Annotated in this window: 16 protein-coding genes; 7 read left to right on the forward strand and 9 right to left on the reverse strand. The window is 71.6% G+C overall.

The genetic code is table 11. The features are described from left to right. Positions 1–211 precede the first annotated feature (211 nt). Positions 212–1,282, forward strand: a complete 1,071-nt coding sequence (locus tag AB0I88_RS14815) for a polyprenyl synthetase family protein (RefSeq protein ID WP_361023238.1) — start codon at positions 212–214, stop codon at positions 1,280–1,282. Between the two features lie 347 nt (positions 1,283–1,629). Here AB0I88_RS14815 and AB0I88_RS14820 read toward each other — a convergent pair whose 3' ends face one another. The 3 genes from AB0I88_RS14820 to AB0I88_RS14830 are packed head-to-tail and all read right to left on the reverse strand — an operon-like array spanning position 1,630 to position 2,682. Continuing rightward, positions 1,630–1,998 (reverse strand): lycopene cyclase domain-containing protein, encoded by a 369-nt coding sequence (locus AB0I88_RS14820; RefSeq protein WP_361023241.1) that lies wholly within the window; start codon positions 1,996–1,998, stop codon positions 1,630–1,632. After that, complete coding sequence (locus tag AB0I88_RS14825; RefSeq protein ID WP_361023244.1) at positions 1,995–2,327, reverse strand: lycopene cyclase domain-containing protein; 333 nt, start codon at positions 2,325–2,327, stop codon at positions 1,995–1,997. Before AB0I88_RS14825 ends, AB0I88_RS14820 begins: the two co-directional genes overlap by 4 nt. A 4-nt stretch (positions 2,328–2,331) precedes the next feature. After that, positions 2,332–2,682 (reverse strand): Rv2175c family DNA-binding protein, encoded by a 351-nt coding sequence (locus AB0I88_RS14830; RefSeq protein WP_361023247.1) that lies wholly within the window; start codon positions 2,680–2,682, stop codon positions 2,332–2,334. A gap of 36 nt (positions 2,683–2,718) precedes the next feature. Between AB0I88_RS14830 and AB0I88_RS14835 the strand changes: the two genes are divergently transcribed. From AB0I88_RS14835 to AB0I88_RS14845, 3 genes are all read left to right on the forward strand, one after another. Further along, a complete protein-coding gene (locus AB0I88_RS14835) occupies positions 2,719–3,441 on the forward strand; it encodes a hypothetical protein (RefSeq protein ID WP_361023250.1) in 723 nt (240 codons plus the stop codon). A 104-nt stretch (positions 3,442–3,545) separates the two neighbouring features. Further along, entirely contained in the window at positions 3,546–5,531 is a 1,986-nt protein-coding gene (gene pknB / locus AB0I88_RS14840; RefSeq protein WP_361023253.1) for a Stk1 family PASTA domain-containing Ser/Thr kinase, read from the forward strand. Beyond that, positions 5,519–6,388, forward strand: a complete 870-nt coding sequence (locus tag AB0I88_RS14845) for a deoxyribonuclease IV (protein ID WP_361023256.1) — start codon at positions 5,519–5,521, stop codon at positions 6,386–6,388. The genes pknB and AB0I88_RS14845 overlap by 13 nt, the downstream gene beginning before the upstream one ends. Here the strand turns inward: AB0I88_RS14845 and AB0I88_RS14850 are convergent. The 3 genes from AB0I88_RS14850 to AB0I88_RS14860 form a co-directional block, all read right to left on the reverse strand. Next, positions 6,363–7,388 carry a GntG family PLP-dependent aldolase gene (locus AB0I88_RS14850; protein ID WP_361023259.1) on the reverse strand — a complete coding sequence of 342 codons (1,026 nt, stop codon included), beginning with the start codon at positions 7,386–7,388 and terminating at the stop codon, positions 6,363–6,365. The two genes, AB0I88_RS14845 and AB0I88_RS14850, sit on opposite strands and share 26 nt — an antisense overlap. Continuing rightward, on the reverse strand, positions 7,381–8,787 hold the full coding sequence (locus tag AB0I88_RS14855) for a class II 3-deoxy-7-phosphoheptulonate synthase (RefSeq protein WP_361023262.1): 1,407 nt from the start codon (positions 8,785–8,787) through the stop codon (positions 7,381–7,383). Before AB0I88_RS14855 ends, AB0I88_RS14850 begins: the two co-directional genes overlap by 8 nt. A gap of 112 nt (positions 8,788–8,899) precedes the next feature. Continuing rightward, positions 8,900–10,366 (reverse strand): glycosyl hydrolase family 18 protein, encoded by a 1,467-nt coding sequence (locus AB0I88_RS14860; RefSeq protein ID WP_361023265.1) that lies wholly within the window; start codon positions 10,364–10,366, stop codon positions 8,900–8,902. 171 nt (positions 10,367–10,537) lie between these two features. On the opposite strand from AB0I88_RS14860, the gene AB0I88_RS14865 reads away from it, so the two are divergent. Together AB0I88_RS14865 and AB0I88_RS14870 are read left to right on the forward strand one after the other, a co-directional pair. Then, complete coding sequence (locus AB0I88_RS14865; RefSeq protein WP_361023268.1) at positions 10,538–11,011, forward strand: glutathione peroxidase; 474 nt, start codon at positions 10,538–10,540, stop codon at positions 11,009–11,011. Further along, positions 11,008–11,685, forward strand: a complete 678-nt coding sequence (locus tag AB0I88_RS14870) for a DUF429 domain-containing protein (protein ID WP_361023271.1) — start codon at positions 11,008–11,010, stop codon at positions 11,683–11,685. Before AB0I88_RS14865 ends, AB0I88_RS14870 begins: the two co-directional genes overlap by 4 nt. A 133-nt stretch (positions 11,686–11,818) precedes the next feature. On the opposite strand, the gene proC is transcribed toward AB0I88_RS14870, so the two are convergent. The 3 genes from proC to AB0I88_RS14885 form a co-directional block, all read right to left on the reverse strand. Then, entirely contained in the window at positions 11,819–12,631 is an 813-nt protein-coding gene (gene proC / locus AB0I88_RS14875; RefSeq protein ID WP_361023274.1) for a pyrroline-5-carboxylate reductase, read from the reverse strand. 115 nt (positions 12,632–12,746) lie between these two features. Then, positions 12,747–13,775 carry a 6-phosphofructokinase gene (locus tag AB0I88_RS14880; protein WP_361023277.1) on the reverse strand — a complete coding sequence of 343 codons (1,029 nt, stop codon included), beginning with the start codon at positions 13,773–13,775 and terminating at the stop codon, positions 12,747–12,749. 215 nt (positions 13,776–13,990) lie between these two features. After that, on the reverse strand, positions 13,991–16,393 hold the full coding sequence (locus tag AB0I88_RS14885) for an ROK family protein (protein ID WP_361023280.1): 2,403 nt from the start codon (positions 16,391–16,393) through the stop codon (positions 13,991–13,993). Positions 16,394–16,642: 249 nt separating this feature from the next. Here AB0I88_RS14885 and AB0I88_RS14890 point away from each other — a divergent pair, with 249 nt between their 5' ends. Next, positions 16,643–17,908, forward strand: coding sequence for an MFS transporter (locus AB0I88_RS14890; RefSeq protein WP_361023283.1), 1,266 nt, complete (start codon positions 16,643–16,645; stop codon positions 17,906–17,908). Positions 17,909–17,915 lie beyond the last annotated feature (7 nt).

Raw genomic sequence — 17,915 nt, forward strand, 5'->3', positions numbered from 1 at the left:
CCGCGGGAGACCGCCCGCCGGACAGCGGGACAACCGGCCGTGCGGAAGCCGCGACGGGCGCCGCGGACCCGCCGCCGGACCACAGAAACGGGCCGAACAGGGCCACGGCGGACGAATCAGCACGCCATGATCCGTCGCCGAGTGGGACCGCCCGGTGGATCGGGGTGCTCTGACCGAACAGCGGGACGGACGACCGGATAGCGTCGAGTCCGTGACAGATTCTCCGCTCGAGTCGGCCGAGCTGCGGCCACGGGTCGACAAGGCGCTCTCCGGTTTCCTCGCCACCCAGCGGACGCGCCTGCTGGAGATCGATCCGGCGCTGGCCGAGGTGGCCGACGCGTTGTCGGCGTTCGTGCTCGGGGGTGGGAAGCGGCTGCGGCCGGCGTTCGCGTACTGGGGGTTCCGGGGTGCGGGCGGCGCCGACTCGGACGAGGTGGTGGCCGCCGTGTCGGCGGTGGAGCTGGTGCAGGCCAGCGCGCTGATCCACGACGACCTGATGGACCGGTCGGACACCCGGCGCGGGGAGCCGTCGGTGCACCGGCGGTTCGAACTGCTGCACACGACCGCGGGCTGGCGGGGCTCGGCGGCCGGTTTCGGTGATTCGGCGGCGGTGCTGCTCGGCGATCTGGCGCTGGTCTGGTCGGACGAGCTGCTGCACACGTCCGGGATGCCGCTGGCCGATCTGGCCCGGGCGCGGCCGGTCTTCGACCAGATGCGCACCGAGGTGACCGTCGGCCAGTATCTGGACGTGCACACCCAGGCGACGGGGGACACGTCGCTGAAGCGGGCCGGCAAGGTGGCCCGGTTCAAGGCCGCGAAGTACACGGTCGAACGCCCGCTGCTGCTGGGCGCGGCCCTGGCCGGTGGCGGCCCCGAGGTGTTCGCGGCGTACGCGGCGTTCGGCCTGCCCCTGGGCGAGGCCTTCCAGATGCGCGACGACGTCCTCGGCATCTTCGGCGACCCGTCCCAGACCGGCAAACCGGCCGGCGACGACCTGCGCGAGGGCAAACGCACCTATCTGGTGGCCGCGGCCTTCCAGGCGGTCGACGCTCCGACACGGCGTGAGCTGGAGGCCGGCCTCGGCGACCCGTCCTTGACGGACGCCGGCGTCGAACGGCTCCGGGCGATCATCCGCGAGGCGGGCGCCCTGGCGGCCACCGAGTCGCGCATCGAGACCCTGAGTTCCGAGGCTCTGGCCGCCCTGGCCGAGGCTCCCATCACCGGGGAGGCCCGCGCTGTCCTGCACGCTCTGGCGGTGGCCGCCACACGCCGCTCGGTCTAGAAACCCTCCGGGCCGGCCCCGTGGTCGTGTGCTGATTCACAGAAACGGCACACGACCACGCCGCTCGTTCCTGGCCGGGGTCAGCGCGTCTCTTCCGGCATTTCTCCGGTACGCGCGACCCCGTTCCGCCGCATCCGGACCGTCCCGCCCTGCCGGCGCGATGCCGCCGCCACTCACGACCCGTGCCGCGCCCGCCGGGCGGAGATCGGTGGTCCGGCCGGGTTTGGGGCGCAACCGCTCACGCACGTCGCCCGGGGCGGGGAGCGTTCTGGACGCGCCCGCGGCCAGCGAGCCGTCGCGGGCCCTCGGCGGGAGCAGCGGTCTGTACCCACCACCCCGCTACGACATCAGGTCTTCGATCTCGATCTTGAATGCAACCAGCGAAGCAGACCGCTGCCGTCCCCGGCCGCGGGGGTGCGCTGGATGCCGCGGCGGCCCAGGGTGATCCAGACGGAGAGGGTGAGAAGGATCAGGGCGAAGCCGAAGAGCAGGTCTTCGACGGGGGCGTGGACGAGCCGCCAGCCGATGATCGCGTCCGGGTCGTAGATGACGATCTCGCGGCCGGTGAGGATGCCGTTGGAGATCAGCTGGAAGGTGAAGATGATCGGGTAGGTGGCCCAGAAGACCGACCGGGTGACCAGGCGCGTGCGGAGCACGAAGAGGTCGACAGCGACCGTGACGGCCACACCCAGCAGGGCCGCGGTGGTGTAAGTCACAGTTCCTCGTCTCCGGCGGGGCGGCGCAGGACGGCCCGGACGGCCTCGAAGCCGAGGATGGCGCACAGGGGCACCACCAGGAAGAACAGCACCTCGTCCAGGGGCAGGCCGCCGGGCAGGTGGATGCCCGTGATCTGGGACGGGTCGAAGGTCCAGTGTCCCGCCGCGATGGCGGCCAGATCCCACACGATGAACACCACCGCCACCGGCAGGATGGTCAGCAGGAGGCGGCGCCCGCGGCGGAGCACGTTGACCTTGAGGATCGGCTCCAGCCAGAGCGCCGCCAGCAGGCACCCGGCCAGGACGAACAGGTATCCGAACTGCCGCATCCGGTCAGAAACCGAGTGCCTGGGCGCGCCGTTTGGCCTCGCGGGCCAGGGGGCCGCCGAGGGCGACGGCGGCGTTCCCGCCGAGGGCCTCGTCCGGCTGGTAGAGCCACCGGAGGGCTTCTTCGTCGTTGTACCCGGCGTCATGCAGCAGGTTGAGGACGCCGGGCAGGTGCTTGAGCACGGTGGCGTTGGCCACGAGCTCGGCAGGCACCACCCGGACGCCGTCCCGGCGGACCGCGAGCAGCGCGCCCTCGCGGATCAACTGGTGCACCTTGCTGATCGACAAACCGAGCTTTTCGGACACATCCGGCAGGGTGATCCATCCGGCCGGGCCGGTGGTTACGGGTTCGGTCACCAGTACAGCGTGCCAGACCAGATCGGAGAACAGTTGATGAGCCTGTGGCGGAGCATCCGCGGGGAGATGGCCGGGGCCTGGCGTTCGGTCTGCTACGACCTGAGCCGGCGGACCGGCGCCACGGACCCGCGCCCGGACGTCACCTCGACCGGGATGTCCACCTTTCCGGGGTCCCTCGTGGACGTGCCGGACGGGCCGCCGGACACGAACGCCCGGCCCCCGCGGCGATTCGTCGCGGTCACCGCGTTCTGCGCGCTCGGGCTGGCCGGCGCGGCGGGTTCCTATCTGGTCGCCACCACCACGTTCGCCGGGCGGATGAGCGACCGGGCCGCGACGCCGCCCGCGGTCGCCGCGCCACTGCCGGCCGAGACGGCGGAGCAGGGCGGGGTGGCCGGGATGGGGGCGGTGCCCGCGGCTCGCGAGCGGCGGGCGGGCGCCACCGGCCCCGTGCCGACGGCGCCTCCGGCCGGCAGGGCCGTCAAGCCGCCGGCGAGCGCGGCGGCCGGCGCGGCCGCCGCGCCGGCCGCTCCCCGGCCGCCGGCCGTCGAACGGACCACCGCGCCCGGCTGCGACTGCGCGACGCCGCCGGTGCCGACGCCGACCGCCGCGCCGTCGGAGACGTCCGCGAGCCCGTCCACCGATCCGGACATTTCGGCCTCTCCGTCCCCCAGTGGGAGCGTCTCCCCAAGCCCGGACATCAGCCCATCGACGGCAGACAGTGACCATCCCGTCCACCGTCACCATCGCCGGTGGCGGTGAGAGCGGGACGATCGGCCTGGTCACACCGGGTTTGGGTACCCGTTTGGACTCAGCTGTGGCATCCTGGGTCACCCTCACGGGAAAGACACATACACTTCACGCCGATGGACACCACAGTCGCCGATACGTTGATCGGCACAACGATTGACGGGCGCTACCGGATCACCGGTCGCGTCGCCCGTGGTGGCATGGCGACCGTCTACCGCGCCACCGACGAGCGGCTTGAGCGCACCGTCGCACTGAAGATCATTCATCCTTCGCAGGCCACCAACGTCCACTTCGTCGACCGGTTCACCGACGAGGCGAAGACGATCGCCCGCCTCACCCACCCGAACGTCGTGGCCGTCTACGACCAGGGCCGCCACCAGGGTCTCCCCTACCTGGTGATGGAGTTCGTGCAGGGCAGGACGCTGCGGGACCTGCTCAGCCAGCGGGTCAAGCTGACGCCCGTCGAGGCGCTGGCGATCCTCGAGCAGATGCTGGCCGCGATCGCCGCCGCCCACCGGGCCGGCCTGGTGCACCGGGACGTCAAGCCGGAGAACGTGCTGGTCGCCGAGGCGCCCAGCGGCGGTTCCGCCGACCTGGTGGACGCCGTGGTCAAGGTCGCCGACTTCGGTCTGGCCCGGGCCATCGAGGCGAGCACCGTCGACGACAGCGGTCAGCTCATGGCGACCGTGGCGTACGTCGCGCCCGAACTGGTGCAGACCGGCCAGGCGGACGCGCGTACCGACGTCTACTCGGCAGGCATCGTGCTCTTCGAGATGCTCACCGGCCGGGTGCCGTATGACGGGGCGGAGCCGATCGAGGTGGCCTGGCAGCACGTGGACAACGACGTTCCGGCGCCGTCGTCGATCGTGCCGGGCCTGCCGCCGGTTCTCGACCGGCTCGTGTCCCGGGCCACCCGGCGTGACCCGGGTTCCCGGCCCACCGACGCGGGCGCCCTGCTGAGCGAGGTCCAGACGGCCCGTGACGGCCTCGGCGTCATTCACGTGGAGACGGCGATGCTGCGCCAGATCCCGGGTGCCTCCGACGCCACCACGATCGTGCCCGCGGTCTCCGCGGCGGACGCCACGGCCATCGTGCCGCCGGTGCCCCCCGCCGGCAGCTATCAGGCATCGCACCGCCCGTCCTGGGCGCGGCTGCCGGAGCAGGGCGGCCGGGCCGTGCCGCACCGCCGGGCCGCGGCGCCGGCCGGCGGACTGGCCGGTCTCCTGGAGGACCGCCGCCGGGTGGTGATGGCCGCGCTGATCGCCGTGATGGCGCTGGTCGTGGCGGGCAGCACCTGGTGGGTGACCTCGGGGCGGTACACCGAGACGCCGAACATCACCACGATGAGCGAGGACCAGGCCGTCGCGTATGCCAAGCAGCAGGGTTTCGAGGTCTTCATCGGCGACGGTGAATACAGCGACCGGGTGCCGAAGGGCTCGGTCTACAAGCAGGACCCCCTTCCCGGGGCGGAGATCGTCAAGGGCGACACCATCCGGGTGATCCTGTCGCTGGGCCTCGAGGTGCACCCGGTTCCCGAGCTGGAGGGCCAGGAGCTGACCTATGCCAAGGCCGAGCTGGAGGCGCTGAAGCTGAAGGCGAAGCAGGGCAAGGCGGTCTACAGCGACACCGCGCCGGAGGGCGTGGTGATCTCCACCGACCCGAAGGCGGGCACCGAGCTGAAGCCCGGTGACACGGTGACGTTGATCCTGAGCAAGGGCAAGGCGCCGATCACGGTGCCCAACCTGGTCGGCGAGAACATCAACAACGCCCGGACGATCCTCGCGCAGAAGGGCCTGCAGGCGGCCGAGGAGACGGTGGAGAGCGACGAGCCGGCCGACACGGTGATCGGGCAGAGCCCCAAGGCGGGCACCGGCGCGGAGAAGAACACCAAGGTCACCCTCCAGGTGAGCCGTGGTCCCGCACAGATCACCATGCCCGACGTGACCAACCAGCCGTGCCAGCAGGCGCAGGCCACACTGCAGAACATGGGTTTCCAGGTGCAGATCAACATCGACCCGAACGCCACGGTCCGGCAGCAGAACCCGCCGGGTGGCACTCCGGTCCCGCCGCAGAGTGTGGTGCAGCTGACTTGCTTCCTGTGAGCCATCGGATCGGTTCGCACACGAAGACGTCGGGAGGGCTGGCGAAGGCCGCCCTCCCCTACGTCGACGCGGCGGGCTCGGAGACCCTTCAGGTGTACGTGTCCAACTCTCGTGGCTGGGCGCTGCCGGCCGGCGACCCGAAGCAGGACACCCTGTTCCGGGACGGGATCGGCGAGCGGGGCCTGCCGGCGTACGTGCACGCGTCGCTGCTGGTGAACCTGGGTTCACCGACCGAACTGACGGTGGAGCGGTCGGTCGCCACGCTGGAGCACGCCCTGCTGCGCGGCAAGGCGATCGGCGCGACCGCGGTCGTCTACCACGCGGGCAGCTCGGTCGACGAGTCGCACGCCGGGAAGGCGATGCACCAGTTGCGGGAGGCGCTGCTGCCGCTGCTGGACCGGGCGGCCGCCGAGGGCCTGCCCCGGCTGCTCGTCGAGCCGAGCGCGGGTGGCGGCCGCAGTCTGGCGTCGAAGGTGCAGGATCTGGAGCCCTACCTGGCCGCGGTGGAGGATCACCCGTGGATGGGCGTCTGTTTCGACACCTGCCACGCGTGGGCGGCCGGGCACGACCTGGCGGTCCCGGGCGGGATGACCGAGACCCTGGACGCGCTGCTCGCCGCGGTGGGGCCGGGCCGGTTGCGGCTGATCCACGCGAACGACTCGAAGGACGAGTGCGGCTCGACCCGGGACCGGCACGAGACGATCGGCAAGGGCCGGATCGGGGCGGCGCCGTTCGCGGAGCTGTTCGCGCATCCGGCCACCGCCGGCGTGCCGATCATCGTGGAGACGCCGACCGTGGAGCACGAGGGCCACGCGGCTGACATCGCCCTGCTCAAGGGTTTGCGAGAAGCTCGCTGAGGACGTCGATGGCGTGGTCCATCGCCTCGTCGTCCAGGTCGAGGTGGGTGACGAGGCGGGCCACCCGCGGCAGCATGGCGGAGATCAGGACGCCGCGTTCGGCGGCCCGTGCGGCCAGCGCCGGCGCGTCCAGGTCGTGCTTCGACAGGTCCAGGGGTATGAGGTTGGTGCGCACCTGCTCCGGATCGACGACGCCGAACGGGGCGAGGGCCTCGGCGATGATCCGGGCCCGCTCGTGGTCCTCGGTGAGCCGCTGGACGTGGTGGTCCAGGGCGTAGCGGCCGGCGGCGGCGAGGATGCCGACCTGCCGCATGCCGCCGCCCATCCGTTTGCGGATCAGCCGGGCCCGGGCGATGCGCTCCCGGCTGCCGATCACCAGCGACCCGACCGGCGCGCCCAGTCCTTTGGAGAGGCAGACCGACAGGGTGTCGAAGAGCGCGCCGTACTCGGCGAGGGTCACCCCGTCGGCGACGTGGGCGTGCCAGATCCGGGCGCCGTCACAGTGCAGCGCGACCCCCTGGGCGTCGGCGACCGCGCGCAGGTGCCGCAACGTGGCGAGCGGGACGACACCGCCGCCGCCGAGGTTGTGGGTCTGCTCGACGGCGATCGCGGCGGTCGGCACCGAGGGGTAGCCGGCCGGGCGGATCATGGCGGCGATCCGCTCGGCGTCCAGGGCGGCGCCGTCCGGGCCCCACGTACGGGTGGAGATCCCGCCGTAGAGCGCGGCGGCCCCCAGCTCGTAGGTGACGACGTGCGCGTCCGCCCCGGCCAGCAGCTCGCCACCGGCGGGGACGACGAGCTGGAGGGCGATCTGGTTGGCCATCGTGCCGGACGGGGTGAACAGTGCCGCCTCGTGCCCGAACAGCTCGGCGACGTGGGCCTCGAAAGCGTTGACCGTGGGGTCGTCGCCGAACACGTCGTCGCCGACCGCCGCCTTCGCCATCGCCTCCCGCATCCCTCTGGTGGGGCGGGTGACGGTGTCCGATCGCAGGTCAGCCACGGAGCATCTCGGCGACGAGGAACGCCAGCTCCAGGCTCTGCTGGGTGTTGAGGCGCGGGTCGCAGGCGGTCTCGTACCGGCCGGGGAGGTCGAGGTCCTCGATGCCCTGGGCGCCGCCGAGGCATTCGGTGACGTCCTCCCCGGTCAGTTCGATGTGGATGCCGCCCGGGTGGGTGCCGAGGCCGCGGTGCACCTCGAAGTAGCCGAGCACCTCGTCGACGACCCGGTCGAAGTGGCGGGTCTTGTAGCCGTTGGACGACTCGTGGGTGTTGCCGTGCATCGGGTCGCACTGCCAGACGACCTTGGCGCCGGAGGCGTGCACCTTCTCCACGATGGGCGGCAGCACGTCGCGGACCTTGCCGTTGCCCATCCGGCTGATCAGGGTGAGCCGGCCCGGGGTGTTCTCCGGGTTCAGCTTCTCGCACAGCTCGATGGCGGTCTCCGGTGACGTGCCGGGGCCGATCTTCACACCGATCGGGTTGGCGATGCGGCTGATGAAGTCGATGTGCGCGTGGTCGAGCTGGCGGGTGCGCTCGCCGATCCACAGGAAGTGGCCGGACAGCCCGTACGCCTTTCCGCCGGACACCCGGGTGAGCGCCCGGTCGTACTCCAGGGCGAGGGCCTCGTGCGAGCAGTACAGGCTGACGGTGCGCAGCGCCTCGCTGTCGGTCATGCCGCACGCGCGGATGAAGTCGAGGGCGCGGTCGATCTCGCGGGCGATCGCCTCGTAACGCTCGCCGGCCGGGGAGGCGCGGACGAAGTCCTTGTTCCAGTCGTGCAGCCCGTGCAGGTCGGCGAGACCACCCGAAAGGTACGCCCGGAGCATGTTCATGGCGGCGGCCGAGTTCGCGTACGCCCGGATCATGCGCTGCGGGTCGGCGACGCGGGCCCCCTCGTCGGCGTCCAGCGAGTTGATCAGGTCGCCGCGGTAGGCGGGGAGGCCGAGCGAGTCGGTGAGTGACGAGCGGGGCTTGGTGTACTGCCCGGCGACCCGGGCCACCTTGACCACCGGCATCGAGGCGCCGTAGGTGAGGACGACCGCCATCTGGAGCAGCGTGCGCGCGTTGGCGAGCAGGTGGCTCTCGGTGTTGTCGGCGAAGGTCTCCGCGCAGTCGCCGCCCTGGAGCAGGAACGCCCGCCCCTCGCACACCTCGGCGAGCCGCTGCCGCAGCTGGTCCACCTCGTAGGGCGCGACGATCGACGGCACGTTGTCGAGGACCTTGCAGACCTCGGCGACCTCGTTCATGTCCGGCCAGGGTGGCATCTGCACCCGCGGCAGTGTCCGCCAGCGGTCGAGGCCGAGAGCTTCGTCCTCGGCGGAGTCGGTGGACGGGCGGGACGTCTGGAGAGCCGGGTTGCCCACCCCGGGATGACTGAGCTGATGCCACTCACGGCGCATGATGGAAAGCCTACGGAAGAGGGGCACCGGGCCTGCGCCCGGTGCCCCTCTTCCGCCGATCCAGTGTGTGGATTTCGGGTGCGCTTCGCGCCCGAAATCCACACGCCGGGTGTTACAGGTTGCCCTTGATGGCGGTGATCAGTTCGCCGTTGGTGGTGTCACCGGACAGCTCCCAGAAGAACGCGCCGCCGAGACCCTGGTTCTTCGCGTAGGTCATCTTGCCGGCGATGGTCGACGGGGTGTCGTAGCTCCACCAGTTGCCGCCGCAGAGCGCGTACGCCGTGCCGCCGACGGTGCTGGTGGCCGGGCACTTGGTCTTCAGGACCTTGTAGTCCTCGATGCCGGCCTCGTAGGTGCCGGGGGCGGCGCCGGTCGCGGTGCCACCGGGGGCGGCCTGGGTGACGCCGGTCCAGCCGCGGCCGTAGAAGCCGATGCCGAGCAGGATCTTGCCGGCGGGGACGCCCTTGCTCTTCAGCTTCTGGATCGCCGCGTCGGAGTTGAAGCCGGCCTGCGGGATGCCGGTGTACGAGGTCAGCGGCGAGTGCGGGGCGGTCGGCCCGGCCGCGTTGAAGGCGCCGAAGTAGTCGTACGTCATCGGGAAGACCTTGTCGAGCTTCGCGATGCCGGACGCGTAGTCGGCCACGTCGAGCTTGCCGCCGTTGCTGCCGTCGGCGGAGATCGCCGAGGTGATCAGGTTGTTGGCGCCGAACTTGTTGCGCAGCGCGGTGATCACGTTGGCGTACGCGGCCGGGCCGCTCGTGTCACAGGTCAGGCCACAGGCGTTCGGGTACTCCCAGTCGACGTCGATGCCGTCGAAGACGTCGGCCCAGCGCGGGTCCTCGACCAGGCTGTAGCAGCTGTCCGCGAACGCGGCCGGGTTCTTGGCGGCGTCGGAGAAGCCGCCGGACCAGGTCCAGCCGCCCATCGAGTAGATCACCTTGAGGTGCGGGTACTTCTTCTTGAGCTTGCGGAGCTGGTTGAACGAGCCACGCAGCGGCTGGTCCCAGGTGTCCGCGACGCCGTCGACGCTCTCCGCCGCGGTGTACGCCTTCTCGTAGTCGGCGTAGGAGTCACCGATGCTGCACTTGCCGCCGGTGGTGTTGCCGAAGGCGTACAGGATGTGGGTCATCTTGGCGGCCGAGCCGGACGTGTCGATGTTCTTGACGTGGTAGCCGCGTCCGTAGACGCCCCACTCGGCGAAGTAGCCGACGACCCACTTGGAGGAGGGGCTGACCGTGGGGGTGGTGGTCGGCGGCGTGGTCGGGGTGGTGGTCGGCGGTGTCGTGGTGGGGCTGGTCGTCGGCGGGGTGGTGGGCGTGGTGCCGCCCTCGCACACTCCGCTGTCGGTCCAGACCGCCCACTGGGTGCTGTTGGTGGCCGGGGTCTCGTTCTGGGTCCACCACTTGGCGGTGTAGTTGTGGCCGTTCTGCGAGGCGACGTTGCCCTTGACGTAGACGGCGGTGGAACTCCATGCGGGGGCACATGCGGTGGCCGCTGACGCCGACACGACCGGAACCGCGATGCTGGCCGCGGTCACGACCGCGCCGGCGAACAAGGCCCGGCGGGTGGTTTTGTGCACGGGGATGTCTCCTCAACAGTTAGGAAACTTTCCAAAGAGTTGGATGAAGAGACGGTAGTCACATCGATTAACAACAGTCAAGCCAGGTGAACACCTTTAAGGTCCCTTTAACATCGCGACGCGAGCCGCGACGGGGTGCAATCAAGCGGACACACCCAGTAGTCTTCCGTCATGACCATCTTCGACGTCAGCATTGGCGCCCTCACCGGTGGCGCGACCGAATTGGACCGCTACCGCGGATCGGTCGTCCTGGTGGTCAATGTGGCCTCTCGCTGCGGCCTGACCCCGCAGTACTCCGCCCTGCAGAAGCTCCACGAGACCTACCGCGACCGCGGCCTGACACTGATCGGCGTGCCGTGCAACCAGTTCGGCGACCAGGAGCCCGGCACCGCGGAACAGATCGAGGAGTTCTGCCGCACCGACTACGGCGTCACCTTCCCGCTGACCGAGAAGGTCGAGGTCAACGGGCCCGGCAGGCACCCCCTCTACCGGGAGCTGATCGGCGACGGCGAAGACGTCCAGTGGAACTTCGAGAAGTTCGTGGTCGCCCCGGACGGGACGGTCGCCGCCCGCTTCGCCCCCGGCACCGCACCGGACGACGGCGAGCTGATCGCGACGATCGAGAAGCTGCTTACGCATCGATGAGCATCCACGTCATCGGAGTCGACGCGTACGCGCTGGGCTGGGTCGGCGTCGAGCTGCGCGACGGCGTCTTCGGGCGGGCGGTGCTCGCCGCCACCCTCTACGAGATCGTGGCCGGCAGCTCCGGCGCCGCCGTCATCGGCGTGGACATCCCCCTCGGCATGCTGCCGGACCGCTGGCGTGCCGCCGACACCCTGGCCGCCGACCAGCTCGGGCCGCGCCGCGGCAGCGTCTTCCGGGTGCCGCCCCGCGCAGTCTGGCAGGAGACCGACTTCACCTCGGCGAACCGTCTCTGCCGCGAGCTGACCGGCGCCGGCCTGAGCCGCCAGTCCTGGGCCCTGCGCCCCAAACTGCTGGAGGCCAACGCCATCTGGGAACGCCATCCCGGCCTGCTCTTCGAGGCCCACCCGGAGCTGTCCTTCCGGACCATGGCCGGCGAGCCGCTCCCGCACGCCAAGAAGACGTGGAGCGGCCAGGCCCGCCGCCGCGAACTGCTCGCCCGCAACGGCATCGTCCTGCCGGAGAAGCTCGGCCCGGCCGGCCAGGCGCCGCCCGACGACATCCTCGACGCGGCCGCCGTCGCCTGGACCGCGCACCGCGTCGCCACCGGCACGGCCCTCAGCCACCCCAGCCCTCCCGAGGAGGAGAACGGCAGCCGCATCGCCATCTGGTATTGAAAACCCATTCATGGGTACGCGGCGGAGAGCCCCCGACCACACCACACACCGTCCCGTGGCGCACCGCGATCCGGGGTGCGTGGTCCAGCCCGTGCCGCGCCCGCCGGGCCGAGCCCGGTGGACGCGGCTGGTGCTACCTCGCCTGCTCGGCTATCGCACGGGCCCGGTCGCGGGCCGCCTCCAGCGCCCCGAGCAGGGCGGCCCGGACACCGTGCTTCTCCAGCTCGTGGATCGCGGCGATGGTGGTGCCGGCCGGCGAGGTGACCGCTTCGCGGAGCTTGACCGGGTGTTCGCCGGAGTCGCGCAGCATCACGGCCGAGCCGATCGCGGTCTGCACGATCAGTTCGTGGGCCACCTGGCGCGGCAGGCCCAGCAGGATGCCGGCGTCGATCATCGCCTCGACCAGCAGGTAGAAGTAGGCCGGGCCGGAGCCGGAGAGCGCGGTGACCGCGTCCTGCTGCGACTCGGGCACCCGGATGGTGGAGCCGAGCGGCTTGAACATCTCCTCGGCGACGGCCAGGTGCTCGCCGTTGGCGTGCGGGCCCGCCGAGATCACGGTCATCGCCTGGTCGACCAGCGCCGGGGTGTTCGTCATGACCCGCACGACCGGGGTGCCCTCCGGCAGCCGGGCGGCGAAGAAGCTGGTGGGCAGACCGGCGCAGAGCGACACGACGAGTCTGCCGGCCGGGATCTTCGAGCCGATCTCGTCGAGGAGCGCGGCCGCGTCCTGCGGTTTCACAGCGATGGCCAGGATGTCGGCCCGGCTGACCGCCGCCACGTTGTCGACCACCGTCACGCCGTACCGTTCGGCGAGCTCGGCGCCGCGCGCCGCCCGGCGGGTGGTGGCCAGCAGCCGGTCGGTCGGCCAGCCGGACCGCAGCAGTCCGGAGATGACGAGTTCACCGATCTTGCCGGCCCCGATGACCGCGACGGTGTGCTTGGGCAACGCAGACTCCTCGTTCTCGGTCCGGCCGGCTGGTCAGTGCCGTTTCAGCGGCGCTGACAGCGGGCCGGACACCAAGAATGCCGGGAGCCGCGGGCCCCCGGCATTCACGGTCGGATCAGCTGCCGAAGAAGACCTCGGCCTCTTGGTACCGCTCGATCGGAACGGTCTTCAGCTCGCCGGTGCCCTCGATGAGCGGGATCCGGACGACCTCGGTGCCCTTGAGCGCGACCATCTTGCCGAAGTCGCCCTCGTGCACGGCGTCGATCGCCTGGAGACCGAAACGGGTGGAGAGCACCCGGTCGAACGCGGTCGGGGTGCCGCCGCGCTGGATGTGACCGAGGACGACCGTGCGGGCCTCCTTGCCGGTCTTCTCCTCGAGCTGCTCGGCGAGCCACTGGCCGATGCCGCCCAGGCGGACGTGGCCGAAGCTGTCCAGCTCCTGGTTGTGCAGCACCATCTGGCCGTCGAGCGGCTGGGCGCCCTCGGCGACGACGACGATCGGCGCGTACTCGACCTGGAAACGCTTGGTCACGTACGTCGCGACCTGCTCGACGTCGAACTGGCGCTCCGGCAGCAGGATGACGTTGGCGCCACCGGCGAGACCGGCGTGCAGCGCGATCCAGCCGGCGTGGCGGCCCATGACCTCGACGACCAGGGTGCGGTGGTGCGACTCGGCGGTGGTGTGCAGCCGGTCGATGGCCTCCATCGCGATGTTGACCGCGGTGTCGAAGCCGAAGGTGTAGTCGGTGCCGTTCAGGTCGTTGTCGATGGTCTTCGGCACGCCGACCACGTTGACGCCCAGCTCGGCCAGCTTGGTGGCGACGCCGAGGGTGTCCTCGCCGCCGATCGCCACGAGCGCGTCGACGCCCTGCTCGGCCAGGTTCGCCTTGATCCGCTCGACACCGTTCTCGATCTTGAACGGGTTGGTGCGGGACGAGCCGAGGATGGTGCCACCACGCGGCAGGATGCCACGGACCTCAGCGATGCCGAGCGGCTTGGTGAGACCCTCGAGCGGGCCCTTCCAGCCGTCGCGGAATCCGACGAACTCGTGGCCGTAAGCGGTCACACCCTTACGGACCACGGCGCGGATGACCGCGTTGAGACCGGGGCAGTCGCCGCCACCGGTGAGCACGCCGATACGCATTTTTCTTCCCCCTGGATCGGGTCGCGAAGTGCTGATAGCCCGTCGAGGCCCCAGGGACGATTCCGTCGGCAGCGTTGCCGGGCCCGGGGCGGGCCGCAAATCGCACTCTAGTCTCCGTACCTGAGGGGGTCGAAGCCGCCCCGCAAAAGCCGGACCGTTTCCTCCCGGTCGCGGCGCGGGAATCTTCGCAAGCCGTCCGACAAGGGCCGAAGGCCTCAGAGCAGTGATTCGATCGCCCCGAGCACCTCGGCGTCCGGGCCGAGAGCGGCCGGGATCACCCGCAGCCCCGCCACGACGGCCGGCGCGCAGTGCCGCTGGAGCGACTCGCGGACGCCGTCGACCACGAACGTCCCCGGTTCGGTGAAGCGGCCGCCGACCACCACCACGGCCGGGTCGAAGACCGACACCAGCGGCGCCACCGATCGCCCGATCAGGCGACCCGCGTCGAGCAGCGCCCGCTGGATCGGCCGGTCACCCGACGCCGCCAACTCCAGCAGGCGATCCTCGGAGGGCGGGCCCGCGTCGGAGCGCCGGTCGAGCAGCGCCGCGAAGTACTGCGGGGTGAGGAACGCCCGCAGGCAGCCGCGCCGCCCGCACCCGCAGAACGGGCCCATCTCCCGCACGGTGAGGTGACCGACCTCCCCGGCGTACCCGATGGCACCGCTGTACATCCGGCCACCCGCCACCAGCCCACCCCCGAGGTACTGGTCGGCGCTGAGATAGAGCATGTCCCGCACGCCCCGGCCGCCACCCCGCCGGCACTCGGCAAGCGCCGCGAGCTGCGCGTTGTTGGCCACTCGTACCGGCAGCCCGAGGACCGCCGACACCTCCCCGCCCGGGGAGTAGCCGGAGAACATGGTCAGCACGCTGCGATCCCCGAACTGGCCGGTGGCCGGATGCACCGGGGCGGGCACGCTCAGCGCGGCCCGGATCTCCGGCGCGGCCCGGTCGCCATGGCGGTCCAGCAGCTCCAGCGCGAGCCCCGCGGCCTCCCGCAGCATCGGCCGCGCGTCGGTGCTGAGCGTGGCGGGCCGGAATCCGTCGTACCGGACCGAGCCGGTGCCGTCCGCCACCCGTACCCGCACCCCGTCGCCGCCGAGCGACATCCCGAGGGCCAGGACCCGGGGCGCGACCAGCCGGAAGTGCGGTGAGGGCCGCCCGGACCGGGACTCCGCCGGGGCGCACGGTTCCACGATGCCGTCGTGGCACAGCCCGGCCAGCAGTTCGGCCACGGCCGCGCGGGGCAGCCGGGTGATCTTCACGAGGTCGCTGCGCGCGGTCGGGCCGCGCCCGCGCAGCGCCTCGGTGATGATCTCACGGCGGACTGCCTGCTCACGCGTCCCGAGCGACCCGGCCGGACCGGGCCCGGCGGTACCCACGGAACGTGCCGCCGGCGACAGCGCGGCGCCCGGGCGTGTCACGAACGACGACGGCCCGGCGGAATCCCCGGGACCTGCCGACTGCATCGGCGGCGGAGGCCCGGTGGAGGCTCCGAAGCCCGCCGCGGACGGCGACGGCCCAGCGGATCGGGCGAGGGTCCGGTCGCCCCGGGCCACCGGCGTGGCCCGCAGGCCGGCCCAGAGCGCGCCGAGCATCCCGGCCCGGTCTCCGAGCAGTCCCACGGCGACCTCGGTGCCGGCCGCCACCTCCGGCTGGGCGTAGCGAACCAGCGACTCCCGGACCGCGGCGACGATCGGGCCATCCGGTTCGACCAGCGGACCGTCGAGGACGAACAGAGCCGGGTTGATGGTGTTGGCCAGGTCGGCGACCACCCGGCCGATCACCCGGCCGGCGTCGGCGAGGATCCGCTCGACGGCGGCGTCGGCGTGGGACAGCTCGACCGCGCGGCCCGCGCCGACCGGCTCCCCGAGCGTCTCTTCGACGGCGGTCAGGATCGCCGGGACCGCGGCGATCGTCTCCAGGCAGCCGCGGTGACCGCAGTGGCAGAGCGGGCCGATCTCGTCCATCTGGACGTGCCCGATCCGCCCGGCCGCTCCGCTGGCCCCGCGGTACGGCACGCCGCCGAGCAGCAGGCCGCAGGTGATGCCGGAATCGATCCGCAGATGGCAGACGTCGGTGTGGCCGGACGCGATCCCGTAGCCGAGCTCACCGAGAAGCCTCAGGTCGCCGAGGGACCGCACGATCACCGGCCGTCCGAGGCGCTGTCGCATCTCGGCGCCGATCGGGTCGCCGGCCGCGCCCGGCAGGCCGAGAACGGTCGACCAGACGCGCCCGCCCAGTTCGGCCTCGCACTCGGCGATCAGTCCGGCGAGGACGTCGGCGGCGCCGCTGACCCGGTGCCGCTCGGCCCGGACAGCGCCGGTGAGGTCGGCGGCCGTCACGCGTACCCCCTCGGGGCCGATCACCGCGCCCACCACCCCACCCGCCGCCGGTCCGAGGGTGAGTGACCGGGCCGGGCGCCCGGCGCGGGAGCCGTCGGCGACCGCCTGTCTCTCGGCCAGTAGGCCCGCCGCGAGCAGATCGGTGACCAGGGCGTCGACCGTCATCCGGGCCATGCCGGTACGGCGGCTGAGGTCGGCCCGGCTGATCCGCCCGGCCGAACGCACCGCCGCGAGGAGCAGATCCCGGCGAACCTGCGGCATCCGGCGGCCCGACACGAGCAGAGCCTAGCCGCAGGTTTTGCCGAACCTGGACGTAATGCACGCCACGGTGCGACCGGCGTCACACCCACAGGTGCGCAAATCGGGCGCGGGAATGGCGAGACACCGGCAAATCATGGCCCTGACCAGGCTTTCCAGGCTCTGGTTCGGCCCTGATCGAGTCGATACCGTCAGTGCACCAAGGCGTTGACGACACCGGTGCCGGCCCGGTGGCCCTCCTCCCCCTTTCTCCTTCCGAGGTGTGCGATGACCGCTGTCCAACCCCGTCCGCCGGCGACCACGCCGACCGCGCCCGACGCGCCCACCCGGCTGATCGTCGCGATGGCCCTGGCCCAGCTCGGGGCGTACCTGACGATCCTCACGCCGGTCGTGGTCACCATGTCGATCCGGGTCGCGCAGATCGCCCCCGACGACAAGGCCGCCGCGCTCGGCACCGTCCTGTCCGTCGGCGCCGTGCTCGCGCTGCTCGGCAACCCGTTCTTCGGCGCCATGTCCGACCGCACCACGTCCCGTTTCGGCCGCCGCCGTCCGTGGCTGCTCGGCGGCATGGTGGCCGGGTTCGCCGGTCTGCTGGTCGTCGCGCTCGGCGCCAGCGTCCCGGTTCTGACCGCCGGGTGGGCGCTCGCCCAGCTCGGTGTGAACGCCACCCTCTCCACCCTGACCGCCCTGCTGCCCGACCAGATCCCGGCACAGCAGCGCGGCAAGGTGAGCGGCATCCTGGGTCTGATGACCTCGGTGGCCATTCTGCTGGGCAGCGCCCTGGCCGCCGCCCTGGCCGGGAACGCCCTGCTGATGTTCGCGGTCCCGGCCGCGATCGGTGTCGCCACGGTGGCCATGCTGGTGTTCGTCCTCAAGGACCGCCCGGCCGAGAAGGGGCACTTCTCGCCGTACCGGTTCAAGGAGTTCCTGAGCACCTTCTACGTGAGCCCGCGCCGGCACCCGGACTTCTTCTGGAACATCATCAGCCGCTTCCTGATCTGGATGGGCCTCGCGTCGGTCACCACCTACCAGGCCTACCTGCTGATCGACCGGTTCGAGTACACCACCGACAACGTGGCCAACGGCATCCTGCTCTCCACCCTGGTCAGCACGGCCGGTCTGGTGATCGGCTCGTCGGTCGGGGGCCCGCTCTCCGACCGGACCGGGCGGCGCAAGCCGTTCGTGCTGGGCGCCGGCATCGTGGTGGCCGTCGCGCTGACCGTGATCGCGTTCGCCGGGAGCTTCCCGGTCTTCCTGGTCGCGTCGCTGATCTTCGGTCTCGGTCAGGGCGCCTACCTGGCCGTCGACCTGGCGCTCGCCACCGACGTGCTGCCGAACCCGGACGACGCCGCCAAGGACATGGGCGTGCTCAACATCGCCAACGCGCTGCCGCAGTCGCTCGTCCCGATCGTGGCCGCCCCGATCCTCGCCATCGGCGGCGGCGACTCCAACTACAACGCCCTGTTCCTGGCCGGAGCGGTCGTCGCCGTCACCGGATCGCTGCTGGTCCGCATGGTCCGCGGCGCCCGCTGAGATCGGA

Origin of the sequence: Actinoplanes sp. NPDC049802 (assembly GCF_040656595.1) — a bacterium.
GTDB lineage: Bacteria > Actinomycetota > Actinomycetes > Mycobacteriales > Micromonosporaceae > Actinoplanes.